At 67.0% G+C, this 24306-nt stretch carries 22 protein-coding genes; 14 read left to right on the top strand and 8 right to left on the bottom strand.

Translation table 11 applies throughout. The features are described 5' to 3' along the window. Nucleotide 1: 1 nt before the first annotated feature. Nucleotides 2-598: a hypothetical protein gene (locus FFS08_RS19355; protein ID WP_137864063.1), complete on the top strand. Its 597-nt coding sequence runs from the start codon at nucleotides 2-4 to the stop codon at nucleotides 596-598. A 21-nt stretch (nucleotides 599-619) separates the two neighbouring features. Here FFS08_RS19355 and FFS08_RS19350 read toward each other — a convergent pair whose 3' ends face one another. The 3 genes from FFS08_RS19350 to FFS08_RS19340 form a co-directional block, all read right to left on the bottom strand. After that, entirely contained in the window at nucleotides 620-1243 is a 624-nt protein-coding gene (locus FFS08_RS19350; RefSeq protein ID WP_137864064.1) for a DUF4893 domain-containing protein, read from the bottom strand. A 17-nt stretch (nucleotides 1244-1260) separates the two neighbouring features. Next, nucleotides 1261-2046, bottom strand: a complete 786-nt coding sequence (locus tag FFS08_RS19345) for a 3-hydroxybutyrate dehydrogenase (RefSeq protein ID WP_137864065.1) — start codon at nucleotides 2044-2046, stop codon at nucleotides 1261-1263. Between the two features lie 127 nt (nucleotides 2047-2173). Beyond that, nucleotides 2174-3313, bottom strand: a complete 1140-nt coding sequence (locus FFS08_RS19340; protein WP_137864066.1) for a patatin-like phospholipase family protein — start codon at nucleotides 3311-3313, stop codon at nucleotides 2174-2176. 118 nt (nucleotides 3314-3431) lie between these two features. Here FFS08_RS19340 and ypfJ point away from each other — a divergent pair, with 118 nt between their 5' ends. The 8 genes from ypfJ (at nucleotide 3432) to FFS08_RS19300 (ending at nucleotide 9629) form a co-directional block, all read left to right on the top strand. Further along, nucleotides 3432-4331 (top strand): KPN_02809 family neutral zinc metallopeptidase, encoded by a 900-nt coding sequence (ypfJ, locus tag FFS08_RS19335; protein WP_137864067.1) that lies wholly within the window; start codon nucleotides 3432-3434, stop codon nucleotides 4329-4331. A 202-nt stretch (nucleotides 4332-4533) separates the two neighbouring features. Continuing rightward, entirely contained in the window at nucleotides 4534-5292 is a 759-nt protein-coding gene (locus FFS08_RS19330) for an alpha/beta fold hydrolase (RefSeq protein ID WP_137864068.1), read from the top strand. Beyond that, nucleotides 5277-6041, top strand: a complete 765-nt coding sequence (locus tag FFS08_RS19325; RefSeq protein WP_137864069.1) for a tetratricopeptide repeat protein — start codon at nucleotides 5277-5279, stop codon at nucleotides 6039-6041. Before FFS08_RS19330 ends, FFS08_RS19325 begins: the two co-directional genes overlap by 16 nt. Nucleotides 6042-6182: 141 nt before the next feature. Then, nucleotides 6183-6638 (top strand): VOC family protein, encoded by a 456-nt coding sequence (locus FFS08_RS19320; RefSeq protein ID WP_137864070.1) that lies wholly within the window; start codon nucleotides 6183-6185, stop codon nucleotides 6636-6638. Further along, nucleotides 6632-7666, top strand: a complete 1035-nt coding sequence (locus FFS08_RS19315; protein WP_212742043.1) for an NAD(P)H-dependent flavin oxidoreductase — start codon at nucleotides 6632-6634, stop codon at nucleotides 7664-7666. Before FFS08_RS19320 ends, FFS08_RS19315 begins: the two co-directional genes overlap by 7 nt. Nucleotides 7667-8046: 380 nt before the next feature. Continuing rightward, nucleotides 8047-8769: a hydroxyacylglutathione hydrolase gene (gloB, locus tag FFS08_RS19310; protein WP_137864071.1), complete on the top strand. Its 723-nt coding sequence runs from the start codon at nucleotides 8047-8049 to the stop codon at nucleotides 8767-8769. Nucleotides 8770-8817: 48 nt separating this feature from the next. Next, nucleotides 8818-9216, top strand: a complete 399-nt coding sequence (locus tag FFS08_RS19305) for a hypothetical protein (RefSeq protein WP_137864072.1) — start codon at nucleotides 8818-8820, stop codon at nucleotides 9214-9216. Between the two features lie 11 nt (nucleotides 9217-9227). Further along, a complete protein-coding gene (locus tag FFS08_RS19300) occupies nucleotides 9228-9629 on the top strand; it encodes a DUF6491 family protein (protein WP_249341217.1) in 402 nt (133 codons plus the stop codon). 28 nt (nucleotides 9630-9657) lie between these two features. On the opposite strand, the gene FFS08_RS19295 is transcribed toward FFS08_RS19300, so the two are convergent. The 5 genes from FFS08_RS19295 to hslV all read right to left on the bottom strand — a co-directional run bounded on the left by FFS08_RS19295 (nucleotide 9658) and on the right by hslV (nucleotide 15556). After that, complete coding sequence (locus FFS08_RS19295; RefSeq protein WP_137864073.1) at nucleotides 9658-11778, bottom strand: S9 family peptidase; 2121 nt, start codon at nucleotides 11776-11778, stop codon at nucleotides 9658-9660. Nucleotides 11779-12030: 252 nt separating this feature from the next. Beyond that, complete coding sequence (gene hslU, locus FFS08_RS19290) at nucleotides 12031-13323, bottom strand: ATP-dependent protease ATPase subunit HslU (RefSeq protein WP_137864074.1); 1293 nt, start codon at nucleotides 13321-13323, stop codon at nucleotides 12031-12033. A gap of 62 nt (nucleotides 13324-13385) precedes the next feature. Then, complete coding sequence (locus tag FFS08_RS19285) at nucleotides 13386-14504, bottom strand: FAD-dependent oxidoreductase (protein WP_249341334.1); 1119 nt, start codon at nucleotides 14502-14504, stop codon at nucleotides 13386-13388. A 109-nt stretch (nucleotides 14505-14613) separates the two neighbouring features. Beyond that, nucleotides 14614-14985 (bottom strand): hypothetical protein, encoded by a 372-nt coding sequence (locus tag FFS08_RS19280; protein ID WP_137864075.1) that lies wholly within the window; start codon nucleotides 14983-14985, stop codon nucleotides 14614-14616. A gap of 19 nt (nucleotides 14986-15004) precedes the next feature. Further along, nucleotides 15005-15556, bottom strand: a complete 552-nt coding sequence (gene hslV / locus FFS08_RS19275) for an ATP-dependent protease subunit HslV (RefSeq protein WP_137864076.1) — start codon at nucleotides 15554-15556, stop codon at nucleotides 15005-15007. Nucleotides 15557-15652: 96 nt separating this feature from the next. Between hslV and FFS08_RS19270 the strand changes: the two genes are divergently transcribed. The 5 genes from FFS08_RS19270 (at nucleotide 15653) to FFS08_RS19250 (ending at nucleotide 24255) form a co-directional block, all read left to right on the top strand. Then, the gene (locus tag FFS08_RS19270; RefSeq protein WP_249341218.1) at nucleotides 15653-17185 is read left to right on the top strand and encodes a tryptophan halogenase family protein; all 1533 of its coding nucleotides are present in this window, start codon (nucleotides 15653-15655) and stop codon (nucleotides 17183-17185) included. 176 nt (nucleotides 17186-17361) lie between these two features. Then, nucleotides 17362-20307, top strand: a complete 2946-nt coding sequence (locus FFS08_RS19265) for a TonB-dependent receptor (protein WP_249341219.1) — start codon at nucleotides 17362-17364, stop codon at nucleotides 20305-20307. A gap of 74 nt (nucleotides 20308-20381) precedes the next feature. Then, nucleotides 20382-21053, top strand: coding sequence for a DUF6445 family protein (locus tag FFS08_RS19260; protein WP_137864077.1), 672 nt, complete (start codon nucleotides 20382-20384; stop codon nucleotides 21051-21053). Beyond that, nucleotides 21053-22879: a family 43 glycosylhydrolase gene (locus FFS08_RS19255; protein ID WP_137864078.1), complete on the top strand. Its 1827-nt coding sequence runs from the start codon at nucleotides 21053-21055 to the stop codon at nucleotides 22877-22879. The genes FFS08_RS19260 and FFS08_RS19255 overlap by 1 nt, the downstream gene beginning before the upstream one ends. An 80-nt stretch (nucleotides 22880-22959) precedes the next feature. After that, on the top strand, nucleotides 22960-24255 hold the full coding sequence (locus FFS08_RS19250) for a hypothetical protein (RefSeq protein ID WP_137864079.1): 1296 nt from the start codon (nucleotides 22960-22962) through the stop codon (nucleotides 24253-24255). The last annotated feature ends 51 nt before the right edge of the window (nucleotides 24256-24306 follow it).

Here is a 24306-nt window from a genome sequence, read left to right as displayed (position 1 = left end):
AATGTCGCGTGGGGATGCCGGGCTGTCAAACCTCTCGCGCCGGGCATTGTTTGCCGGCGCCGCGCTGCTGGCGCTGCCGGCCCGGGCACGGGCGGCCGAGGATTTCGCGATCGACTGGCAGGGCGGCGAGCAGACCCCCGCGATCGCCGCATCGCTTGCCGCGCAGATCGCGCTGGTGAAGGCGCTCCGGGTGTCGGACGCGGCGCGCGAGTTCTTCGCGAGCCAGGTGATCACGGTGGACCTGCAGCCGGGCACCAGGACGCGCGCGGGGCCGCGCGGCGTGTTCTTCGCGCGCGAGACGCAGCCGGCGGAGAACCCGGTGCTGCTCCACGAACTGATCCATCGCTGGCAGCTGCTCAGGATGCCGGGCGGGCAGCAGAATTCCGACGTGCAGCGCTTCTATCGCGAGGCGAAGGCGAGCGGGCTCTGGCCGGCCGGGGCCTATATGCTGACCAATCCGTTCGAATTCTTCGCGATGACGGCGAGCGTGGTGCTCCATGGCAGCGCCGCGCGCCCGCCCTTCCGGCGCAAGAATGTGAAGGCGAAGGCGCCGGAACTCCATGCCTTCATCGTCAAGGAGTTCGGGCTGCGGGAATAGGGAGCGCACGCTGCGTTCCGCTCACTCCGCCGGCGTGACCTCGATCACGTCGAGCTTCGATTCGAAGCCCGGATAGGGCAGCACCAGCCGCCAGCGCCGCTCGCCGATGCGCTCGACATAGCCGATCATGTCGCGCGTCTGATCGACGCCGTAGCGCAGGGGGGCGGTCTCGTCGCCCAGGACCATCACTCCGATGAACATCGGGCGGGCGTCGGTGTTGGTGTAGATCAGCCCGTCGGGGCGCTGCTCGCCGTCGAGACGGACGAAGTGCGTCTCGGGGCCTTGGACGGTGATGCGGCACCGGCCAGCGGGGTAGGCGGCGAAATAGGGCGTGAGCGGCTGTTGCGAGCCGAGCTTGAAGGTGCGGCAGCGATATTCGCCCGCGGGCGGCATCGCGGCGCCCAGCGCGCGATCGGGATCGAACAGATCCGCGTCGGCCGCGATCGCGGCGGGCGCCGCCGCCTTGGCCGGAGCGAGCGCGTCGTCCCAGGCCTGGCGCCAGTTTCGGATGCGATCGGCATCGTCTTCGGTCATCACCTTGCGCCAGCTCCAGCCGGCGGGCGGGCGCGTGGCGGTGGCTTCGCGATAGACGCTGCAGCCGGTGAGCCCGAGCGCGATCAGCGCGGCGGCTGGGATCCCCTTCATCCTTCTACGCCCTTTCCTCAGGCCGCGGTCCAGCCGCCGTCGATCGAATAATTGGCGCCGGTGATCTGCGCCGCTTCGTCCCGGCACAGGAAAAGCACCAGCGCGGCGACCTGCTCGGGCTGGACGAACTCCTTGGTCGGCTGCGCATCGAGCAGCACGTCGTTGATCACCTGCTCGCGGGTCATGTTCCGCGTCTTCATCGTGTCCGGGATCTGGTTCTCGACCAGCGGGGTCCAGACATAGCCGGGCGAGACGCAGTTGACCGTGACGCCGCTGGTCGCGACTTCGAGAGCGATCGTCTTGGTGAGCCCGGCAATGGCGTGTTTGGCCATCACGTAGGCGCTCTTGTTGGGGCTGGCGACCAGGCTGTGCGCCGAGGCGGTAGAGATGATCCGGCCCCATTTCTGCGCCTTCATGAACGGCACCGCGGCGCGCGTCATGTGCCAGGCCGAGGACATGTTGATCGCGATGATCGCGTCGTATTTGTCGACCGGGAAATCCTCGATCGGCGAGACATGCTGGATGCCGGCATTGTTGATGACGATGTGCGGGCCGCCGAGTTCGTCATGGCAGCGCTGGACCATCGCAGCGATCTGATCGGGCTTGGTCATGTCGGCAGCGTCGTAGAGCGCCTTGGCGCCGCTCGTCGCTTCGAGCGCGGCACGCTCCTTCTCGATCGCCGCCGCGTCGCCGAAGCCGTTGATCATCACGCTCGCGCCCTCGGCCGCCAGCGCCTTGGCATAGGCGAGGCCGATGCCCGAAGTGGAGCCGGTGACGATCGCGGACTTGCCCTTGAGGAACATGGGATACTCCTTGGCTAGACACCGTCATTCCTGCGCAGGCGGGAATCCAGGGTAACAAGCGGCATTGCCTGCAACTCTGGATCCCCGCCTTTGCGGGGATGACGAAAAAGGGGGAAGCGGGGGAAGATCATTTCTGGGTGAGATCGAAGGCGGCGGTGTTGCCGTCGAGGATGTTCTGGGCGACGAGCCGGGCATTGGCCATGGTCTCCGCCACTGCCATGCGCCCGGCCTGCCAATGCTCGTGCATCGAGCGCGCCGAGAATTCGAAGTCGCGCGCGCCGCCCTCCCAGGCATTGGCGCGGTAGATCAGGTGGACGAGGCTGACCGGATATTCGGAGACCCGGGCGCGGACCGCCTGCACCTCGGGATCCTCCAGCAGCTCGGGCGGCAGCTTGCTCAGCAGGCGGCAGACCATCTGGCGCTCCTGGCGCAGCCGCATCCGCTCGTCCGAAACGGCGCGGGTGCGGCTGGAGAAGCGGATCTCCTTCTCCCGCGCCAGCACGTCGGTGATCGTGCGCGGCAGCTCGTCGGCGGCGGGGAACAGGTCGACCTGGAAGATCAGCGTCTCGGCATCCTGGCGGTCGAGGACGTGCGTGAGCGGCGTGTTCGAGACCAGGCCGCCGTCCCAATACCAGGCACCGTCGATCTCCACCGGCGGCAGCCCCGGCGGCAGCGCGCCCGAGGCCATGATGTGGCGCGCGTCGAGCCGTTCGTCGCGCGTGTCGAAATAGCGGAAATTGCCGCTCTTGATGTCGACCGCGCCGACCGAGAGGCGGACGGGCCCCTTGTTGAGCAGCTCCCAGTCGACCAGCCGGTCGAGCGTCTCGCGCAGGGGCGCGGTATCGTAGAAGCTCAGCGCCTCGGGCGTGCCGGGAACGGCGAAGCCGGGTGGCAGCAGGCGCGGGCGGAAGAAGCCGGGCACGCCGCCGAGCATGACCATGCCGGCCGCCCATTCGTGGCTCAGCTCACGCGCCGCGTCGTTCATGGGCAGCGAGAAATCGGGGAGCGCGGCGGTGGCATCCTCCCAGAAGGTGCGGATCGCGGCGATGCGCTTCTCGGGCGGATTGCCGGCGAACAGCGCGGCATTGACTGCGCCGATCGAGATGCCGGCGACCCAGTCGACTTCGATGCCGGCGCCCTGCAATTCGTCGATCACGCCCGCCTGATAGGCGCCGAGCGCGCCGCCGCCTTGCAGGACCAGCGCGACCGTATCCGGCAATGGGAGGCCGGGGGCCTGGCGGCGGGGACGTGACTCGGCGTCTGCCATGATCCTGCCTTGGCCGAAACCATGGGCCGAGGGAAGTGCATCTTTTCATATGCCGCGCGGCGTGCAACGCAACGTCGGCTGAGGCATTGTTGCGGGCAGCGAACGAAGAGGAATCCCGATGCGGCTCGACGATATCGATCCCACCGACAACGCCCAGGACCTGGGGAGCGGCGGCGGCGGTGGCGGCGGGGGCTTCCCGCTGCTGGGGCTGCTCCCGCTGGTGCTCGGCCGCGGCATGGGCTGCGGGAGCATTGCGATCATCGGCCTGATCGCCATCGCCTATTTCGCGATGAGCAGCGGCGGTGGCGGCGGGCTGCTCTCGTCGGGCGGCGCCGGCAGCGGCGTGGGCCAGTCGCCCACCGCGGGGCAGAGCGGGCGCCAAGTGTGCACGGGCGAGCGGCTCGAATCGTGCCGGGTGATGCGGCTGGCCGACGATACCTGGGCGGCGATCTTCCGCGAGGGCGGACGATCCTATCGGCCGGCGACGATCAAATTCTACCAGGGCCAGGTCGATTCGGGCTGCGGCTCGGCGAGCTCGGCGGTGGGTCCCTTCTACTGCCCGGCGGACCAGGGCGTGTATCTCGACACCAGCTTCTTCCGGGAGCTGGAGCAGCGCTTCGGCGCCAAGGGCGATTTCGCCCGCGACTATGTGATCGCGCACGAGATGGGGCATCACGTGCAGGACCTGCTCGGCACTTCCGGCAAGGTCTCGCAGCTCCAGGCGCGGGCGAGCCGGGCCGAGGGCAATGCGCTGTCGGTGCGGCTCGAGCTGCAGGCGGATTGCTTCGCCGGCGTCTGGGCGGCGCGCAACAAGGAGCGGATCGAGCCGGGCGACATCGAGGAGGGGATGACCGCCGCGAACGCGATCGGCGACGACACGCTCCAGCGCAAGGCCCAGGGCACGGTGGTGCCCGAGAGCTTCACCCACGGCACCTCGGCACAGCGCATGGCCTGGCTGAAAAAGGGCCTGGACACAGGCGATCCGGCCCAGTGCGATACGTTTTCGGGGAATATCTAGCTCCTTCTCCAGTCAATCCCTCTCCCGCTTGCGGGAGCAGGAGGGAGCCGCGAAGCGGCGGAAGGGGGAGGGTGTTTGCGGGCCGTGAGGGACGCGCTTGTCTCCCGCACTGGCCCTCACCCGGCCTGCGCTTCGCGCGGCCACCCTCTCCCGCAGGCGGTAGAGGGTTTTAAGGGCTCTCTTGGGTCGCTATCCCACTTCCATGACCGACGCCCCCCAGACCGCCGCCGCCGAAGCCCCGCCGCGCCCCGCGCTCGCCTATCACCACATGCCGGGCACCGGCCCGACAGTGATGTTCCTGTGCGGCTATGCCTCGGACATGCAGGGCACCAAGGCGCTGCACCTCGAGCAATGGGCCAAGGCGAACGGCCGGGCGTATCTGCGCTTCGACTATGCCGGCTGCGGCGAGAGCGAGGGCAGCTTCGAGGAAGAGACGCTCGCCAGCTGGCGCGACGACGCGCTCCGGATGATCGACGAAGTGGTGCGTGGGCCGGTGGTGCTGGTCGGCTCGTCGATGGGCGGCTGGATCATGGCGATGATCGCCAAGGCGCGGCCGGAAATGGTCGCCGGCATGGTCGGCATCGCCGCGGCGCCGGACTTCACCGACTGGGGCTTCACCATGGAGCAGAAGCTGGCGCTGCTCCAGACCGGGCGCATCGAGACGCCCAATGACTATGGCGACCGGCCGACCGTCACCACCCGCGGCTTCTGGGCATCGGGCGAGGCGAACCGCGTGCTCGTCCAGCCGATCGCCTGGGGCGGCCCGGCGCGGCTGCTGCACGGGCAGAAGGACAAGGAAGTGCCCTGGGAACATGCTCCGCGGCTCGCGGCGGCGATCCGTTCAGACATGGTGCAGACTTTGCTGGTCAAGGACGCGGAACATCGATTTTCGCGCGAGCAGGACCTGGCCCTGATCGTGCGCGCGCTTGAGGAAGTGCTCGCCCTATGTTCCCTTTCCTGATCCTCGCCCTGCAGGCCGTGGCGGCGCAGGCGGCGCCGGCGCCCGCCGCGCCGGAGAAGGAGCCGCCGCGCTTCACCCAGTGCATGGATCTGGCGACCGGCGATCCGGTGAAGGGCCAGGCGGACGCGATCCAGTGGCGCACCACGGGCGGCGGCGTGCTCGCGCGCCAGTGTCTGGGCGTGGCTTATGCGAACCAGGGGAAATGGGCGGCGGCGGCCGGCGCGTTCGAGGACGCTGCGCATGAGGCGGAGACGGGCAAGGACCCGCGCGCGCCCAATTACTGGGCCTCGGCGGGCAATGCCTGGATCGCGGCGGGCGATCCGGCAAAGGCGCGCGCGGCGATCGACGCGGCATTGGCGACGGGCACGCTGGCCGGGCTCGAGCTGGGCGAGGCGCATCTCGACCGGGCCCGGGCGATGGTGGCGGCGGGCGACATGGAAGCCGCGCGCAGCGACATCGACAAGGCGCTTACCTATGCCGACAAGGATCCGCTCGCCTGGCTGCTTTCCGCGACGCTGGCCCGGCGCGCGGGCGACCTGGGCCGGGCGGCCCGCGACATTACCGAGGCGCTGCGGCGTGCGCCCGACGATCCCTCGATCCAGCTCGAGGCCGGCAACGTCGCTGCGGCGAGCGACAACGAAGCCGATGCGCGGACCGCCTGGAACCGGGCGATCGAGCTGGCGCCGGGCACCAACATCGCGAGCGCGGCGAGGAAGGCGCTGGAGCAGTTCTCGGCGACGGAGAAGTGAAATGCTTCCCCTCCCTGCAGGGGAGGGAGCGCGTCGTGGCGATGCCGCGACGAAAGCGTGCGCGGTGCCGTTTCGCGGTCGTCCACCTGCCCCCAACCCCTCCCTTGCGGGGAGGGGCGTAGAGCGCCTATCTCCAGCCGCATGCGCTATCTCCACACGATGATCCGCGTGACGGATCCCGACGCCACGATCGCCTTTTTCGAGCTGCTCGGCCTCAAGCAGGTGCGGCGGATGGACAGCGAGCAGGGGCGCTTCTCGCTGATCTTCCTGGCGGCCGACGAGGATTCGAACGGCGAGGGCCAGCGCGCCGATGCCGAGGTGGAGCTGACCTATAATTGGCCGGCCGAGGACGGCAGCCCGGCCGAGACCTATGCCGGCGGGCGCAATTTCGGGCATCTCGCCTATCGGGTCGACGATATCTACGCGACGTGCGAGCGGCTGCTGGACGGCGGCGTGACGATCAACCGTCCGCCGCGCGACGGCCATATGGCGTTCGTCCGCACTCCGGACGGCATCTCGATCGAACTGCTCCAGGCCGGCGACCGGCTGGCACCGGCCGAGCCCTGGGCTTCGATGCCCAATACGGGGCAGTGGTAGGCTTTCTCGAAGCGCTCGGGGCGCGTGCCCCGATCGTGCAGGCGCCCATGGCGGGCGCCGGCGCCGCCGCGCTGGCGATCGCGGCGATCCGGGGCGGCGCGGTGGGATCGCTGCCGTGCGCGATGCTGACGCCCGCGCAGCTGGCTGCGCAGGTGGCGGAGGTGCATGCTGCGGCGCCGGGGCCGCTCAACCTCAATTTCTTCTGCCACCGGCTGCCTGAGCCCATGCCCGACGAGCGCGCCTGGCATGCCCTGCTCGCACCCTATTATGCCGAGGAAGGCGTTGCGCCCGGCGCCGCGCCGCCGCTGCGCCGGCCCTTCGACGAAGCGCTGTGCGAGGCGGTCGAGAAGGCGCGGCCGGCGATCGTCAGCTTCCATTTCGGCCTGCCTGAGGAAGCGCTGCTCGCGCGGGTGCGGGGCACCGGCGCGCTGGTGCTCGGCAATGCGACCACGCCTGAGGAAATGCGCTGGCTCGCCGCGCGGGGCGTCGACGCGGTGATCGCGCAAGGAGCGGAGGCGGGGGGGCATTCGGGCTGGTTCCTTGGCGATCGGCATCGGCCGACCCCGCTCGCCGCCTTGCTGGCGGAGAAGATCGCCGTGCCGGTGATCGCGGCGGGCGGGATCGTCGATGGCGCGGACATCGCCTGGGCATTGGCGGCCGGCGCGTGCGCGGCGCAGCTGGGGACTGCCTTTCTCGCGGCGCGGGAGAGCGCGATCTCCGCGCCGTTCCGCGCCTTGCTGGGAACCCGGGTACCGACCGAGTTCACCAACCTGTTCTCGGGCCGCGAGGCGCAGGGCTTGGTGAACCGGCTGATGCGCGAACTGGGGCCGGTCCGGGGCGAGGTGCCGGCCTTTCCCTATGGCTCCAACGCGCTGGCGCCCTTGCGGGCCCATGCCGAGGCGGACGGGCGGGGCGACTATTCGCCGCTATGGGCGGGGACCGGCGTCGCCCGCGTTCGTGCCATGGGAGCGGAGGAGCTGGTCGGCAGGCTGATCGCGGAACTGGCGCAGGCGCGCGCGGGCGCCTAGGTTGAGAACCCAAACAAGTATCTGATTTTCCGTCGTCATCCCCGCCTGCGCGAGGATGACGATTGAAGGAATATGAGTCCCCGACCTAGGGTCCGTACTCGCTATCGGCAATGGCCGTGATTGCCCTGGGAAGGCTGCTGGCGAGGAGGGGCGCGCAGCCGCGTAGCGGCGCTACGCGCAAGCGATCCGACGAAGTCCAGGAGCCTTCCCAGGGCGACCCCTTCGGGGCGGGCGGATTTTGGCGCACAGCGGCGTCGCGAGCCGGAGTCCCTTTGGGTCACGATGCAAAGGCATTGCTCCCTCCTCGCTCCTACCTGCGCGCCAAAATCCGCTCCGTCACGACCGTTGCCGATAGCGAGTTCGGATCCTAGTCTGGCATCATGCTCCAGATCGCCCGCATCCCCGCCCTCAGCGACAATTACATCTGGCTGGTCCATGATCCCGCCTCGGGCGAGACGATCGTGGTTGATCCCGCCGTCGCCGATCCGGTGCTGGCGGAGGCGGACGAGCGCGGCTGGGCGATCACCGCGATCTGGAACACGCACTGGCACCCCGATCACACCGGCGGCAATGCCGGGATCAAGGCGCGTACCGGCGCCGAGGTGATCGCGCCGGCGGCGGAGGCGGCGAAGATCCCGACCGCGGACCGGCTGGTGCGGGAAGGCGACGAAGCGCGCATCGGCGATCATGTCGCCCATGTGCTGGAAGTGCCGGCGCACACGGCGGGGCACATCGCCTATCATTTCGCGGGGGACGCGGCGATCTTCGTGGGCGATACGCTGTTCGCCATGGGCTGCGGCCGGCTGTTCGAAGGCACGGCGGAGCAGATGTTCGGCAACATGCGGCGCCTGGCGCAGCTGCCGCCCGAGACGCAGGTCTATTGCGCGCACGAATATACCCAGTCCAACGGTCGCTACGCGCTGGTCGCCGAGCCGGACAATGTCGCGATCCGCGCGCGCATGGCCGAAGTGAACGCCGCCCGCGCGGCGGGCGAGGCAACGGTGCCCACCACTATCGGCGCCGAACTCGCCACCAATCCCTTCCTGCGCGCGGTCAGCGCCGCCCAGCTTGCCGAGCGGCGTGCGGCGAAGGATGTCTTTTGATCGGCGAAGCGTTATGATGGCAGGGTCGGGGGCGACAGGAGAATAGAGATGTTCCGCTTCGCCATTCCAGCCATCCTCACGCTCGCCGCTGCCTGTGCCGCCAATGCCGCGATGCCGCAGCGGGCCGCCGATCGCGATGAGGCCAAGATCGCCAAGACGCTCGCCGGCCTGGCTCCGGGCAAGCCGCAGGACTGCATCCCGCGCGAGCGGATGGGCGAGACGCAGGGCTTTCCGAACACGATCCTCTATATCGAGGGCCGCAAGAAAGTGTGGCGCAACGACGTGACCGGCAGCTGCACCGGGCTGGCGAGCGACGATCTGATGGTGGTCGAGAGTACGTCCGGCCAGCTGTGCCGGGGCGACATCGTCCGCACCCGTTCGCGACTGGGCGGCGGCATCCAGACCAGCAGCTGCGCGCTCGGCCAGTTCGTGCCCTATACCAAATGAGGAGAGCCGGGATGCGTGCACCCATCATCGCCGCGATGCTCGCGCTGGCCGGCTGCGCCGCCAGCAGCGAGATGCAGGCCTCGCAACAGGCGGAGGCGCGGAACGACCTGGCGTCGGCGCTCGGCGACCGGGTGCCGGGCACGCCGCGCGACTGCATCAGCGTGAGCGATTCCGACGGCCCGCAGATCATCGACGACCGCACCATCCTCTACAAGCCGGTGGGGCGGACGCTGTGGCGCAACGATCTAGGGAGCAGTTGCCCGGGCCTGCGGCCCTACACCACGATGATCGTGGAAGTGCATGGATCGCAGCTCTGCCGCAACGACCGGTTCCGCGTGCTTGATCCGGGCTCGAGCATTCCGAGCGCCTATTGCATGTTCGGCAAGTTCACGCCCTACGAACGGGCGAAATAGCGCCCCTCCCGCCGCGAAGCGGAGGGGCTCATTTCGCCACGTCGAGCCGGTCCATCACGAAGCCGAGATATTCGGACTGCTGGCGATAGCGCTCGAACCGGCCCGACTTGCCGCCATGGCCGGCCTCCATGTTGATGCGGAAGACGAGCGGGTTGGCGTCGGTCTTCTTCGCGCGCAGCCGGGCGACCCATTTGGCCGGCTCGTAATATTGCACCTGGCTGTCCCACAGGCCGGTGGAGACATACATCGCCGGATAGGCCCGCGCCGCGACATTGTCGTAGGGCGAGTAGCTCAGCATATAGTCGTAATATCGCTTCTCGGCGGGATTGCCCCATTCGTCGAACTCGCCGGTTGTGAGCGGGATCGACGTGTCGAGCATGGTGGTGACCACGTCGACAAAGGGCACCTGCGCGACGATCACGCGATAATCCTGCGGTGCCATGTTGGCGACGCCGCCCATCAGCAGCCCGCCGGCGCTGCCGCCCATCGCCGCGACCCGGCCCTTCGCAGCATAGCCCTGATCGACCAGGAAACGCGTCACGTCGATGAAGTCGGTGAAGCTGTTCTTCTTGTTGAGCACCTTGCCCTGGTCGAACCATTTGCGGCCCATTTCCTGGCCGCCCCGGATATGGGCGATGGCATAGACCATGCCGCGATCGAGCAGGCTGGGGAGCATCGGCGAGAAGGCGGGATCGGTCGAATAGCCGTAGCTGCCATAGGCATATTGGAAGAGCGCGGCGGTGCCGTCCTTCGCGAAGGCCCTTGCATGGACCAGGCTGACCGGGACCCTGGTGCCGTCGCGCGCAGTGGCCCAGACGCGCTCGGTGACGTATTTCGCGGGATCATAGCCGGGCACCGGCTGGACCTTGAGCACGCGGCGCTCGCCGGTCTTGTAGTTCACTTCATAGGTCGTGGTGGGCGTGACCAGCGAATCATAGGTGTAGCGCAGCCATTCGCTGCCCGGCTCCTCGTTGGTGCCGAGCGCCATGCTGTAGGCGGGCTCGTCGGCCGCGACCGGGAAGGGCTTCGCCCCGGGCACGAGGATGCGCAGCTTCTTGTTGCCCTGGGAGCGTTCCTCGACGGCGAGGAAGCCGCTGAAGGGCTTGAAATCCTCGATGAACACGTCGCCGTCGGCCGGAACCAGGTCCGTCCAGGCGGCGCGGCCACGGGCGAGATGTGCGTCGCCCACCGTCACCAGCCGGTAATTGGGTGCCTGCCAGTTGGTGCGGACGATCCACCGGTCGCCGAGATGATCGGCCTGATAGAGGAAGTCGCGCTCGCGCGGGGCGATCACCGTGAAGGCGGTCGGGTTCGCCGCGGGGGCGCAGCGCTGCTCGTCGCTGACCGTGCTGTGCAGATAGATGCAGATGTGCCGGTCGTCGGTCGTGCGGCCGACGCCCATGTAATAGGTGTCGTCCTTCTCCTCGTGGATCAGCCGGTCCGCCGAGGCGGGCGTGCCGAGGACATGCGCCTTGACCCGCTTGGAGAGCAGGGTGACGGGATCCTTCTCGAGGTAGAAGATCGTCCGGTTGTCATCGGCCCAGACCACGCCGCCCTCGACATCGGGGATGCTGTCCGCAAGGGTCTCGCCGGTCGCCAGGTTCTTGACCTGGAGCACGAATTGGCGGCGGCCGACCGTGTCGAGCGTATAGGCGAGCAGCCGGTTGTCCGGGCTCACCGCGCGGCCCGCGATCTGGAAGAAATTATGGCCCTTCGCCATGGCCGGCTGGTCGAGGATCACTTCCTCGGGCGCCTCCAGGCTGCCCTTGCGCCGCGCGACGACCGGATAGTCGGCGCCGGCGGCGAAGCGGGTGTAATAATAATAGCCGCGCTTCAGATAGGGGACCGAGCTGTCGTCCTGCTTGATGTGCCCGATGATCTCTCCATAGACCTTGTCCGCCAGCGGCTTCTCGGCGGCGAGCATCGCGTCGGCATAGCCATTCTCGGCCTTGAGATGGGCCAGCATCTCCGGGTTCTTCCGCGTATCGTCGCGCAGCCAGTAATATTCGTCGTTGCGGGTGGCGCCGAAGGGCGCCTTGACCGCGTGCGGCTTCTGCGCGGCGACGGGCGGCGCGGGCGCTGTCGTCTGCGCATGGACAGGCACGGCGGCGGCGGTGGAGAGCAGGGCGGCGGCGAGCAGGCGCTTCATGTGAGTCCCCGTGCGAAACGAATCGTGCGGGGATGGTGGCAAGCCATCCGGTATCGGGAAAGCAAATTCCGCCCCGATTTGCCCGGGCGACTATCCCCTTCGGACAAAGATGGTCCAATAGCCGTCATCCCCGCGCAGGCGGGGATCCAGGGTTTCTCTGCCTTATCGCCCGCGACTCTGGATCCCCGCCTGCGCGGGGATGACGAGAGAAGGAGGAAACCCTCAACCCGATCGGGGAGCAGCTTCGCGCGTTTACAGCACGTAGCGGCTCAGGTCCGTGTTCCGCGCCACGGCGGCGAGCTGCTTGTCGACATAGGCGCCGTCGATCACCAGCGTCTCGCCCTTGCGGTCCTCGGCGCCGAAGCTGATGTCCTCGAGCAGCTTCTCCATCACCGTCTGGAGTCGGCGGGCGCCGATATTCTCGACTTCGCCATTCACTTCGGCGGCGATGCGCGCCACCGCGCGGATGCCGTCGTCGGTGAAGTCGATCCGCACGCCCTCGGTGCCGAGCAGCGCCGCATATTGCTGGACCAGGCTCGCCTTGGTGTCCGAGAGGATCGCGACGAAATCCTCCTCGGTCAGCGCCGAGAGCTCGACGCGGATGGGCAGGCGGCCCTGCAGCTCGGGCAGCAGGTCGCTGGGCTTGGCGACATGGAAGGCGCCCGAGGCGATGAAGAGGATGTGGTCGGTCTTCATCGGCCCGTATTTCGTGGCGACGGTAGTGCCCTCGATCAGCGGCAGCAGGTCGCGCTGGACGCCCTCGCGGCTGACCGAACCGCCGCGCACGTCCGACACGGCGATCTTGTCGATCTCGTCGAGGAAGACGATGCCGTTGGCCTCCGCGTCCGCCAGCGCGACGCGGCTGACTTCGTCCTGGTCGAGGCGCTTGTCGGCCTCTTCCTCGACGAGCTTGGTCCAGGCCGCGCGGACGCCCATCTTGCGGCGCTTGAGCGGCGAGCCGGTGAGGCCCTTCATCATCTCGCCCAGGTTGATCATCTGGGGCGCGCCGCCCGGGATGTCGAAGGGCATGGCCGGGGCCTGCTCGACTTCGATCTCGATCTCGGCATTGTCGAGCGTGCCTTCGGCGAAGCGCTGCTTGAACGCCTCGCGCGTGGCGGTGGACGAATCCTTGCCGGTGAGCGCGTCGAGCAGGCGCTGCATCGCGGCCTCCTCGGCCTTGTCCTTCACCGCGGCGCGGCGGCGCTCCTTCTCCAGCCGGATCGCTTCCTCGACCAGGTCGCGGGCGATCTGCTCGACGTCGCGGCCGACATAGCCCACCTCGGTGAACTTGGTTGCTTCCACCTTGACGAAGGGGGCATCGGCGAGCTTCGCCAGGCGGCGGCTGATCTCGGTCTTGCCGCAGCCGGTCGGCCCGATCATCAGGATGTTCTTCGGCGTGACTTCGTCGCGCAGATCGGCGGAGAGCTGCTGGCGGCGCCAGCGGTTGCGCAGCGCCACCGAGACGGCGCGCTTGGCGTCCTTCTGGCCGATGATGTGCGCATCGAGAGCGGCGACGATCGCCTTGGGCGTTAGATTCTCGTTCATTTGGGGAAATGGGTTCTCTGGGTTCGTTTCGAACCCCGATGTTGGGGGCCGGGCACGCGGCTTCAAGCCGTGCAGCGAAACCCCGAGAAGAAGGCCTGCTGGCGCGCGAGGATCCTGGCGATCCGCTCCGGCTGGGGCGTGGCATCCCATTCGCCATGCTCGAACGTGCCGCCGCAGATGATGCCGTCGGCGCGGGGGAACATATAGCCCATCTGCCCGGCAACCGCATATTGCACCTCGGCCTGGGGCAGCAGCACGGCGAGCTGGCCGCGCACCGGCTCGATCCCGGCATCGCCGAACAGCTTGCCGGCGCCCAGGCCGGTGCAGTTGAACACCAGCGTCTCGGGCAGGGCGAGGATATCGGCCGGCGTGGCGAAATCGCGGACCACGAACCGGCCGCCGGCGATCTGGACATCGCGCATCAGCTGGCGGAGAAGATGGCCGCTTTCGGCATACATGGTCATGAAACGGCGGACGCGCTTCACCGGAAAGGGATGCTCGCCCGGGCCGAGGACCACATTGTCGGTCTCATAGGCGGCGGCGGGATCGGGCTCGGCATCGGTCCCCGCCGGATCGTCGCGCATCTCGAAATAGGTGGGCACCCAGCGGATGCCATATTCCTCGCCGACCATGATCTGGAAGCGCCGCCAGCTATAGTCCATCGCCAGCTTGAACTGCGCGATCCAATCGGGGGTGACCCGGTCGGGATCGTAGAGGCTGGCCGGGTGCCATTGCCCGCCCGCGATGTTCGAAGTGGTGTGGGGCGGGAGCTGTGCGGCATAGAGCGTGACCTGGCGGCCGGCCTCCTGGAGCAGCCGTGCGGTGGTGAGTCCGACGATGCCGCAGCCGAGCACGGCGGCCGGACCGGCATGGCCGGGCAGGCCGAGATCGACCGCGAGGCGCGACGTGCCCCAGCCCAGCGTGATGCCGGCGCCGCCATGGCCGTAATTATGGACGAGGCGCTTGTCGCCGAGCGGCTCGGCGCGGACGACGAAGCCCTGGGCGCGATAGGGGCGCAAGCCCGCGACGGTACGGATGACGCGCCCGGGCGCGACGTTGACGGCGGGCAGGCATTGCGGGCCGCGCGTGGCGCTGGCGCGCATCGACGGGCGCGGCGTCGCGGTGCAGGCGGGAAGCGCCAGTGCGGCGGAGGCGATCAGGGGGCGGCGGGCGATCTGCATGGCGCGCAGGGTAAGCGCGGGGCGGAGCGGCTCAACCCGGTTTGGAATTGGGGGAGGCATGAGATGAACTCATGGGCCGCGTGCTCGATGCCCGCGCGGGGGAGGCGCCCTATCGGCCGTGCTCCGCCAGCCAGGCCTCGGCCTCTTCCATCGTCATGAATATCCGCATCCGGGGATGCGTCTGGGTGCGCTCGGCCTGGAGCTTGTTGAGGTGGCTGCCCACGACCGAGGCCGCGCGGCCCGAGGTGAGCGTCAGCCCGGCCTCGGCGATGCTGGGCAGCAGATCGGCGACGTCGTTCGCCTGGACCGGGAAGTCGCGCGAATCGATCAGCACGTCGTAATCGCCGCGCAGACCGCGGACCTCCTGCGCCTTTGCCCCGGCCGCCGCCGCGAATGCGTGGACGGTTTCCACCGTCCAGAAATCGCGGATGTCGATCAGGATGCGATTGCGGCGGGGATCATAGTCGAGGCGGAACTTCATGCCGCCGCCGATGCGGCGCTCAGCTGTCGCTGTCGAGCATTTCCACCGTCAGCCGGTCGTTGGTGTAGACGCACAGCTCGCCCGCGATCTTCATTGCGGCCCGTGCGATCTTCTCGGGATCGCTTTCGTAATCGACGAGCGCGCGGGCCGCGGCCAGGGCGAAATTGCCCCCCGAGCCGATCGCCGCCACGCCGCCCTCCGGCTCCAGCACATCGCCGTTCCCGGTGACGACCAGCGTCACTTCCCTGTCGGCGACGATCAGCATTGCCTCGAGGTTGCGGAGATACTTGTCGGTCCGCCAGTCCTTGGCGAGTTCGACCGCGGCGCGGAGCAGCTGGCCGTTGTGGCGCTCCAGCTTGGCCTCGAGCCGTTCGAACAGGGTGAAGGCATCGGCGGTGGCGCCCGCGAAGCCGGCGATCACCTTGCCGTCGCCCAGAGGGCGCACCTTGCGGGCATTGGGCTTCATCACGGTATTGCCGGCCGAGACCTGGCCATCGCCTGCGATCACCACCTTGCCGGATTTGCGCACGGAGAGGATCGTCGTGCCGTGCCACGCATTTGTTTCGCTCATGGCGCCGATATGGGGAGGACTGGGCGAGCGGCGCAAGAGGCGTGGACCCGTAACCGGTTACGATGGTAGCAGGGCGGTCGAGACGGGGAGAGGCATGTGAGCGCATACGACAACGCGCCGATCAGGAAGATCACCATCGTGGGCGGCGGCACGGCGGGCTGGATGGCCGCCGCGATGCTCTCCAAGCTGTTCGTGCGCGGCTATGAGATCCGGCTGATCGAGAGCGACGAGATCGGCACGATCGGCGTGGGCGAAGCGACGATCCCGGCGATCCGCGAGTTCAACCAGCTCGCCGGTATCGACTATGTCGAGATGGTCAAGGCCACGCAGGCGACCTTCAAGCTCGGGATCGAGTTCGTGAACTGGCGCGATCTCGGCACCAGCTACATCCACGGTTTCGGCAAGATCGGGCAGGACGTGTGGTGGCTCCACGCGCACCAGCTCTGGCTCAAGATGCAGACGATGGGCCGGGCGAAGCATTTCGATCATTATGCACTGAACTGCGTTGCCGCGCGCGCGAACAGGTTCTGCTTTCCCGACCCCGGAAACCCCGCTTCGCCGATCGCCGGCATCGACTATGCGTTTCATTTCGATGCCTCGCTCTATGCCCGTTTCCTGCGCTTGCAGAGCGAAGCGCGCGGCGTGACGCGGATCGAGGGACGGATCGTCGAAGCAAAGCAGCGCGCGGATGGGTTCATCGACCATGTCGTGCTGGCCGATGGGCGCATGGTGGACGGCGACCTGTTCGTAGACTGTTCGGGCATGCGAGCGCTGTTGATCGGACAGACGCTGGGCGTGGGCTATGAGCATTGGAGCAAGTGGCTGCTCTGCGACCGCGCGCTGGCGGTGCCGTGCGAGAGCGTGACGCCGCTGACGCCCTATACCCGCTCCACCGCGCATGGCGGGGGCTGGCAATGGCGCATTCCGCTGCAGCACCGGATCGGCAACGGCCATGTCTATTCGAGCGCGCACGTCTCGGACGAGGACGCGATGGTCACGCTGCTGGGCAATCTGGACGGAAGGCCGCTCGCCGATCCGCGTCCGGTGAAGTTCGCGCCGGGCAAGCGCGACCGGGCCTGGGAGAAGAACGTCGTCGCGATCGGGCTGTCGAGCGGGTTCCTCGAGCCGCTCGAATCGACCAGCATCCACCTGATCCAGACGGGCATATTGCGGCTGGTCGCGTTGTTCCCGGGCCAGGGGTTCAACGCCGCGGACATCGCCGAATATAACCGCCAGCATGATTTCGAATTCCGCGACGTGCGCGACTTCATCATTGCCCATTACAAGGTCACCGATCGCGAGGACACGGAGTTCTGGCGGTATCTCAAGCACATGGATGTGCCCGATAGCCTGGCCGAGCGGCTTGCGCTGTTCGAGAGCTCGGCGCGCTTCTTTCAGCATGGCAAGGCGGAGCTGTTCCGGGAGGAGAGCTGGGTTCAGGTGCTGATCGGGCAGGGCCTGCGGATGCGCTACGATCCGATGGTCGACATGATCGATGCCGGCGAGCTCGCGCGCTTCATGGACGACATGGTGGAAGTGATCGCCGATGTCGCGGGGGCGATGCCGATGCAGCAGAGCTTCATCGATCGCCATTGCAAGGCGCCGCCGCCGCATGGTGTTGCCGGATAGGCACAGCCGGAAACAAGCAGCAACATTTCCGACAGCGCTGACAGAAGCCGCTTGACAAGCACTGCTGGAACCGGTTTCAGAGGTGTTACAGAACATAAAGAAGCGCGTTCAAGCGTGTAACCGGTTACAGCACTGGGTTGGGGAGGAATGAAGTGAATAAATTCAACGCGAATCGCGTGATTTTGGCGCGTGGCATCTCGGCGGCGGCGATGGCGGCCGCGCTCACGGTGGCGGCGCCCGCCTTTGCGCAGACCACCTCGTCGTTGCGGGGGCATGTCGACGGTGCCGGTGCCGGCACCACGATCACGATTACCGACAATAATACCGGTCAGAAGGTCACGGCCACCACCGACGCCAAGGGCAATTATTTCATCCCGGGCCTGCGTCCGAGCACCTACAATGTCGAGGCGCCGGGCGTGGATGCCGCCACGGTGGTCGTTCCGGTCAACCAGACCGTTGTCTACGACATCGCCGCGGCCCAGGCCGGGAACCAGATCGTCGTGACCGGCGCGCGCGGCCGTACCGAAGTGCGCACTGCGACGATCACCACCAACGTCACGCCGCAGCAGATCGAGAATCTGCCGCAGAGCGACCGTAACTTCCTGAACTTCGCCGCACTCGCGCCGGGCGTGACGGTCTCGCCGCCGGGTTCCAACCGCCAAGTCCAGGCCGGCGCGGTGAGCCCCGACCAGACCAACACCTTTATCGACGGGTTCAGCCTCAAGAACCCGATCAATCATGGCGGCCTTTCGGGTCAGAACTTCTCGCAGGGCAATCCCTTCCCGCAACTCGCGGTGCAGGAGTTCGCGGTCAGCACCCAGAACTTCAAGGCCGAATATGAGCAGGCGGGCTCGGCGATCATCACCGCCGTGACCAAGACCGGCGGCCAGGAGTTCCATGGCGACCTGTTCGCCGAGTGGCAGCCCAAGTCGTTCATCGGCCGGCCCTATTTCGACCGTCCGGGCAAGGCGAACAACCCGAACGGCACGATCCCGAAGCCCGATTACAATCGCTGGCAGTTCGGCGCCGACCTGGGTGGCCCGATCATCAAGGATGTGCTGCACTTCTACGGCGCGTTCGAGGGCATGAACCGCACCAGCCCGTCCACGACGGTGAACTTCGGGCCGCCGATACCCCAGGCGCTCATCTCGCAGTACAACGGCAGCTACCCGCAGGACTTCAAGCAGCGCCTCTATTTCGGCAAGCTGACCTTCTTCGCCACCGCGAACGATACGGTGAACCTGTCGGCGTTCATCCGCAAGGAACGCAACTTGGCGGACTTCGGCGGCACTGCGGTGCCCAGCCACGGGCATTACCTGAACAACGACGTCAAGAACTTCATCGCCGACTGGAACCATCGCGGCGAAAACTGGCTGAACGAACTGCAGATCGCATATAGCCGGGTCGACAACGGCACGCCGCGCACCAGCTCGGGACCGGAGATCAACCTGTCCAACGGCAATGGCGGCTTCGGTGTGATTGCCGCGCTCGGCACCAACAGCTTCGAGCAGAACGACCATCAGGAAACGTTCACCGTGAAGAACAACGTCACCATCTATGGTGGCGATCACGTCTTCAAGCTCGGCGGCAAGATCTCGTTCAACAAGTACGAGCGCACCGAAGACTCGTACAGCAATGGCGGCTATTTCTTCAACGCGGCCACTTATACCGACTTCAATGCCTCGACGCCCTATGGTGCCAGAATCTCGGTGATTCCGTTCCGGCCCGCCAGCGCCAACAACACCCAGATCGGCCTGTTCGCGCAGGACGACTGGACGCCGGACGAGCACTGGACCTTCAATCTCGGCCTGCGCTGGGACTTCGAGACCAACGCCAAGAACGAGAAGTTCGTCACGCCCCAGAACGTGCGCACCGCGCTGATGGCGTATCAGGGCTGGAAGGCGGCGGGCATCAACCCGGGCGATTATATCTCGACCGGCGAGAACCGTAAGCCCTTCTGGGGTGCGATCCAGCCGCGCCTCGGCATCAGCTACGACGTGCATGGTGATCGCGACCTTGTGCTGTTCGCCGGCGCCGGCCGCTATTATGATCGTCCGCTGTTCATCACCGCGGGCATCGAGACGGTGAAGAGCTACTATCAGCGCGTTCTCACGCTCAGCTTCTGCGACGGCCCCGGGCAGATCACCTGCGCCGCCGCCGCCGCGGCAAATGGCGGGGTGCGCCCGGCCACGACTCTGCCCTGGTCGGCCAGCTACAAGGACGTGAACGCCCTGCGCGCGGCGGCGACGGCAACCGGCTCGGGCGGCGATGTATGGCTGCTCAACAACGATACCAAGCTGCCCTATTCGGACCAGTTCAACATCGGTATCCGCAAGCGGTTCGGTGCGATCCAGACCTCGATCGCCTTCTCGCATGTGCGTAGCCACAACATCTTCCGCTATGTCCGCGGCAACCGCCTGCCCAATGGCCAGTATACGAGCCAGGGCGATCAGTGGATCGAGGACAACTTCCCCGCCGCCGGCCAGCTGCCGGGCTTCAGCGGCAAGCTGAATATCGGGGATAACCACGGCAAGGCGGTGTACAACGCCGTCTACGTGACTGCGGAGAAGCCGTTCACCGCGAACAGCATCTGGGGCTTCAATGCCGCGGTGACGCTGCAGCGCGCGCGCACCAACGTGGCGCAGGAACTCGCCAACAACGACGAGTTCTACAATGGCCCGCGCGTGGACGCCTATGGCTGGAACTATGTGCAGGGCGTCGAGAAGTACCGCTTCGTCGGCACCGGCATCGTCCGCGGGCCGTTCGACACGGTGCTGTCGGGCACGCTGACGCTGAGCTCGGGCCCGGCCTTCGGCAACATCATCTTCAAGCCGAACGCGCCGGAGAATGCCTGCTGCTACGCCAATATGGGCGGGGTGTTCTTCCCGAAGGAGACGTTTGCCTATTCGAACCTCGACCTGCGTATCGCGAAGAAGGTCCAGATGCCGTGGGCCAAGGGCCACGAGCTCGAAGTCAGCTTCGCGGCCTTCAACGTGTTCGACTCGGTCAACCGCAACTATTCCGCCTGGGGCGCCGGCAGCGGGCAGAACCCGACGTTCGAAGAGAACGGCACGGTTGGCAACGCCCGCAGCTTCCAGGTGGGCGCCAAGTACAAGTTCTGAGCCGCTCGCGGCTTGCGAATTGGGGGGAGGGGAGCGCACCGTTCCCCTCCCCTTTCTGTTGACGGAGCCTGCTGGTGACGCCTGCGCGCATCCATTTCGGCACAAACCGGAGCCCGGTTGTGACGATCGACGATTTCGCCGATTCCGGGCCATGGATCGATGCCGCCTGCGCACTGGCGCCGTTCCCGCCCGGCACAGGCAGCTACTATCCCGGCTTGCGCAGGGTGATCGGGCCCGCGGACGGCGAGGCTTGGCGAGCCGTGGAACGGTTATTGGATGACGCGGCCCCCTTCATCGGCGGCGGTTTCGATTTCGAGGGGTTCGACCTGCTCGAGGCGAGCTTCTCGATGGTGACGACGCCGCCCGACCGGCTCGACCCGGCGCAGCGCGCGCCACATTTCGATTCGACCGATCCGGCCTATCTTGCGCTGCTGCTCTACCTGGCGGAGACGCCGGGTACGGCCTTCTATCGGCAGCGCTCGACCGGGATCGAGATGGTGACCGATTCCAACCTGCCCGCCTTTGTCGCCGCGGCGAAGCGCGAGAGCGCGACGCTTGGCGGCTATACCGCCGCGTCCAATGCGTGTTTCGAGCAGATCGGGATGGTGGCGGGCCATGCCGGGCGGCTGGCTATCTATCAGGGCCGGCTGCTCCATTCGGGGATCATCCCCGCAACCCATGACTTCAGTGCCGATCCGCGCCGCGGGCGGCTGACACTCAACCTCTTCGTTCGGGGAAAGAGATGATGCGTACCAGCCTTCTGCTCACCGCCTGCCTGGTCTCCGCCGCCGCTGCCCGGGCGCAGGCGCCATCGACGCCCGGCCGCGAGACCTATGCCAATCCGATCGACATCGACTATCGCTACAATTTCGAGCAGATGAACGAGGGCATCTCGTACCGCACCGGTGCGGACCCGGCGGTGGTCACCTTCAAGGGCAAATATTATCTCTTCCAGACGCTGGCCGACGGCTATTGGTCGTCGAGCGACCTCGTCCACTGGAAGTTCATCACCCCGAGCCGCTGGCCGATGCGCTCGATCGTCGCGCCGGCGGTGTGGACCGATGCCGAGCGGATCATCATCCAGCCTTCGATGATGGAGCCGAACGCGATCCTTTCCACCACCGATCCGGACAGCGGGAAGCTCGATTTCTTCGTCCGGCGTATGCCGCAAATCCCGGGCCAGGTGCGTCCCGGCGAAGAGGAAAAGATCAAGCCCGGTGACGGGCAGGTGCCTCCGGGGCCCTGGGATCCGGCACTGTTCAAGGACGATGACGGCAAATGGTACATGTACTGGAACTCGTCCAACGTCTTCCCGCTCTACGCCATGGAGATCGAGTTCCGGGACGGAAAGCTGATCTACAAGGGCAAGCCGCAGGCGATGCTGGCGCTGCACCCGGACCAGCATGGCTGGGAGCGCTTCGGCCAGGACCATAGCGGCGCCCTCCCGAACGGCACGCCGATCAAGCCCTTCATGGAAGGCGCCTGGATGACGAAGGAGGGCGGCCGCTACTATCTCCAGTATGGCGCGCCGGGGACGGAGTATAACGCCTATTCCAACGGCACCTATGTCTCCGACAAGCCGCTGGGGCCGTTCGAATATGCGCCGTGGAACCCGGTCGCCTACAAGCCCGGCGGCTTCGTGCAGGGGGCGGGGCACGGGTCGACCTTCCAGGACGTGAACGGCAACTGGTGGAACACCGGCACGCCGTGGATCGGCTACAACTGGACCTTCGAGCGGCGCATCGGCATGTGGCCGGCGAAATTCTGGGCCGACGGGCAGATGTCGGTCTCGACTCGTTTCGGCGACTTCCCCCATTATGCGCCGACAACGAAGGTCGAGGATCCGGAGAGCCTGTTCACCGGATGGATGCTGCTGTCGTACAGGAAGGCGGCGGTGGCGTCGTCGACCATGGGGGAATTCGCCGCGGACCGGGCAACCGATGAGGATCCGCGGACCTTCTGGGTGGCGGGCGCGAACAGGCCGGGCGAGACGCTGACGGTGGATCTCGGCGCGGCGAAGACGTTGCGCGCGGTGCAGGTGAACTTCGCCGACTACAAGTCCGGCCGCTTCGGCGACGCGCCGGACATCTATACCGAGTTCGAGCTGCAATCCTCGCTGGACGGGACGCGCTGGCGCCCGCTGGCCCGGACCGAGGCGCCGCGGCGCGACCGGCCCAACGCCTATTTCCAGCTGCCGGCACCGGTGCAGGCGCGGTACGTGCGATACGTGCACGGGCATGTCGGGGGCGCGAACCTGGCGATCGGCGACCTGCGCATCTTCGGCAGCGCGGGCGGCAAGGCGCCGGCGATGCCGGGCGGCGTTGCGGCAAAGCGCGATGGCGACGCGCGCAACGCGAAGGTGGCGTGGAAGCCGGTGAAGGGCGCGGTCGGCTACAACGTCCTGTGGGGCGTGCGGCCGGACCGGCTGACGCTCGCCTATCAGCGCTGGGCCGACCAGGGCACGGCGCTGGAACTGCGGGCGCTGAACGTCGGGGTGGATTATTGGGTCGCGGTCGAGGCGTTCGACGAGAACGGAGTCTCGCGGCGGTCGAAGGCGGTACGGATCAATTGACGCAATGCGCTCCCGGCTTGCAATGTAGGATTTAGAATGTTCTTCATATGTTCCATGTGAATTTATGTGAGGAATCAATCATGGCTTATGTGACGGAAGCGCAACTCGCGGCGCCGAATGGTGCTTCGCTTGTCGGCTTCGAGCAGGGCGGGGGCGCGAATGCCGAGACGGTCGAGACGGCACTTCGCCGCGTGCTGTCGCTCGAAAGCTTCGCGGTTGGCGACGGCGTGGCCGACGATACGTCGGCAGTGGTGGATGCGATCGCGCGGGCGGCGGCGACCGGCCAGGTGCTGGACGGCAACGGTGGCAAGTTTCGGCTCACCGGGACGATCTACCTTCCGACGCTGACGCCATTGAAGCTGCGCAACGCCACCTTCCTGATCGATCATGCAGGCCCGGCCGTCTCCGCCCATTCCGCGTCGAGCAATGAAGTGGCGCGATGCACCTTCGAGATGGTCAACCTGCGCGCCATGCAAGACTGCGCGGTCGCGTGGGAATGCGCCTATTGGCAATATTGCCAGTGGATCAATTGCCTCGTCAGTACGGCGGGCGGCACTGCCAAGTTCGGCACGGCATGGCAGCTTCGCTCGGTGTGTTACTGGAACACATTCTATTCCCCGGAAGTCGAGCGCTGCGATCGCGGCTGGGATCTGGATGATGCCAACGATACGCGCTTCTTCATGCCGCGCATGGTCGATTTCAGCGGGACGCCCGAAGCTGCGGTCGTCTTCAGCGGTCCGGTTTCGGGGACCTGCTGGTACGGCATCAGCTTCGAAGCGGCGTTCAGTGAGGCGCCCATCCAGTTCGACGGAAATTGCACCCAGAACTATTTCTATGGCGGACGAGTCGAGAGGCGCGGCGCCACCGGCCCGCGGGCGATCGCATTCAACGGCGCGGTTGCGAATGGCATCGTGGGGATGGCGCCGGTCAACTGGAACGATTTCTCCGATACGATCGGCAATAACTTCGTCCAGTTCTACGGGCAGTTGCCGGGGGCTATCCTGAACGCTGGCGCCGGTCAGTTCTTCGTTTCCTCCAACACCGTGAATGCGGATACGCCAGGCGGCCAGATCTACAACACCGTCCGGAATCGGTTTACCGGATGTCTTTCCGCCTTTGGCGCCAGGGATTTCGCGATGACGCCTGCGGTGAGCGCGCTCGACATGAACGGCGAGGCCATCGACAATGTCGGCACGCTGATCCTCTCGGCCGCCGCTACCAGCCCGGGCAGCGGGAAGGTAGCGTTCGGAAACGGCACGGGTTCCGCCGTGGGGGCGGCGGGAGGAGCGGATCCTCTTCCCGCCAGGCCGCTGGGCTATCTGACGGCCTATGTCGGCGGGACGGCGGTCAAGCTTCCCTACTACAAGGCCAGTTGAGGATAGAAGAGAGGCCGGGCGCTAGCCCGGCCCTTCGCCCGGTAGTTTCCG

The organism is Sphingomonas sp. 1F27F7B, assembly GCF_005503355.1.
In the GTDB taxonomy this organism is placed as follows: domain Bacteria; phylum Pseudomonadota; class Alphaproteobacteria; order Sphingomonadales; family Sphingomonadaceae; genus Sphingomonas.
The sequence above is the reverse complement of the archived record's forward strand: the minus strand, read 5'-3'. Positions and strand labels throughout refer to the sequence as shown.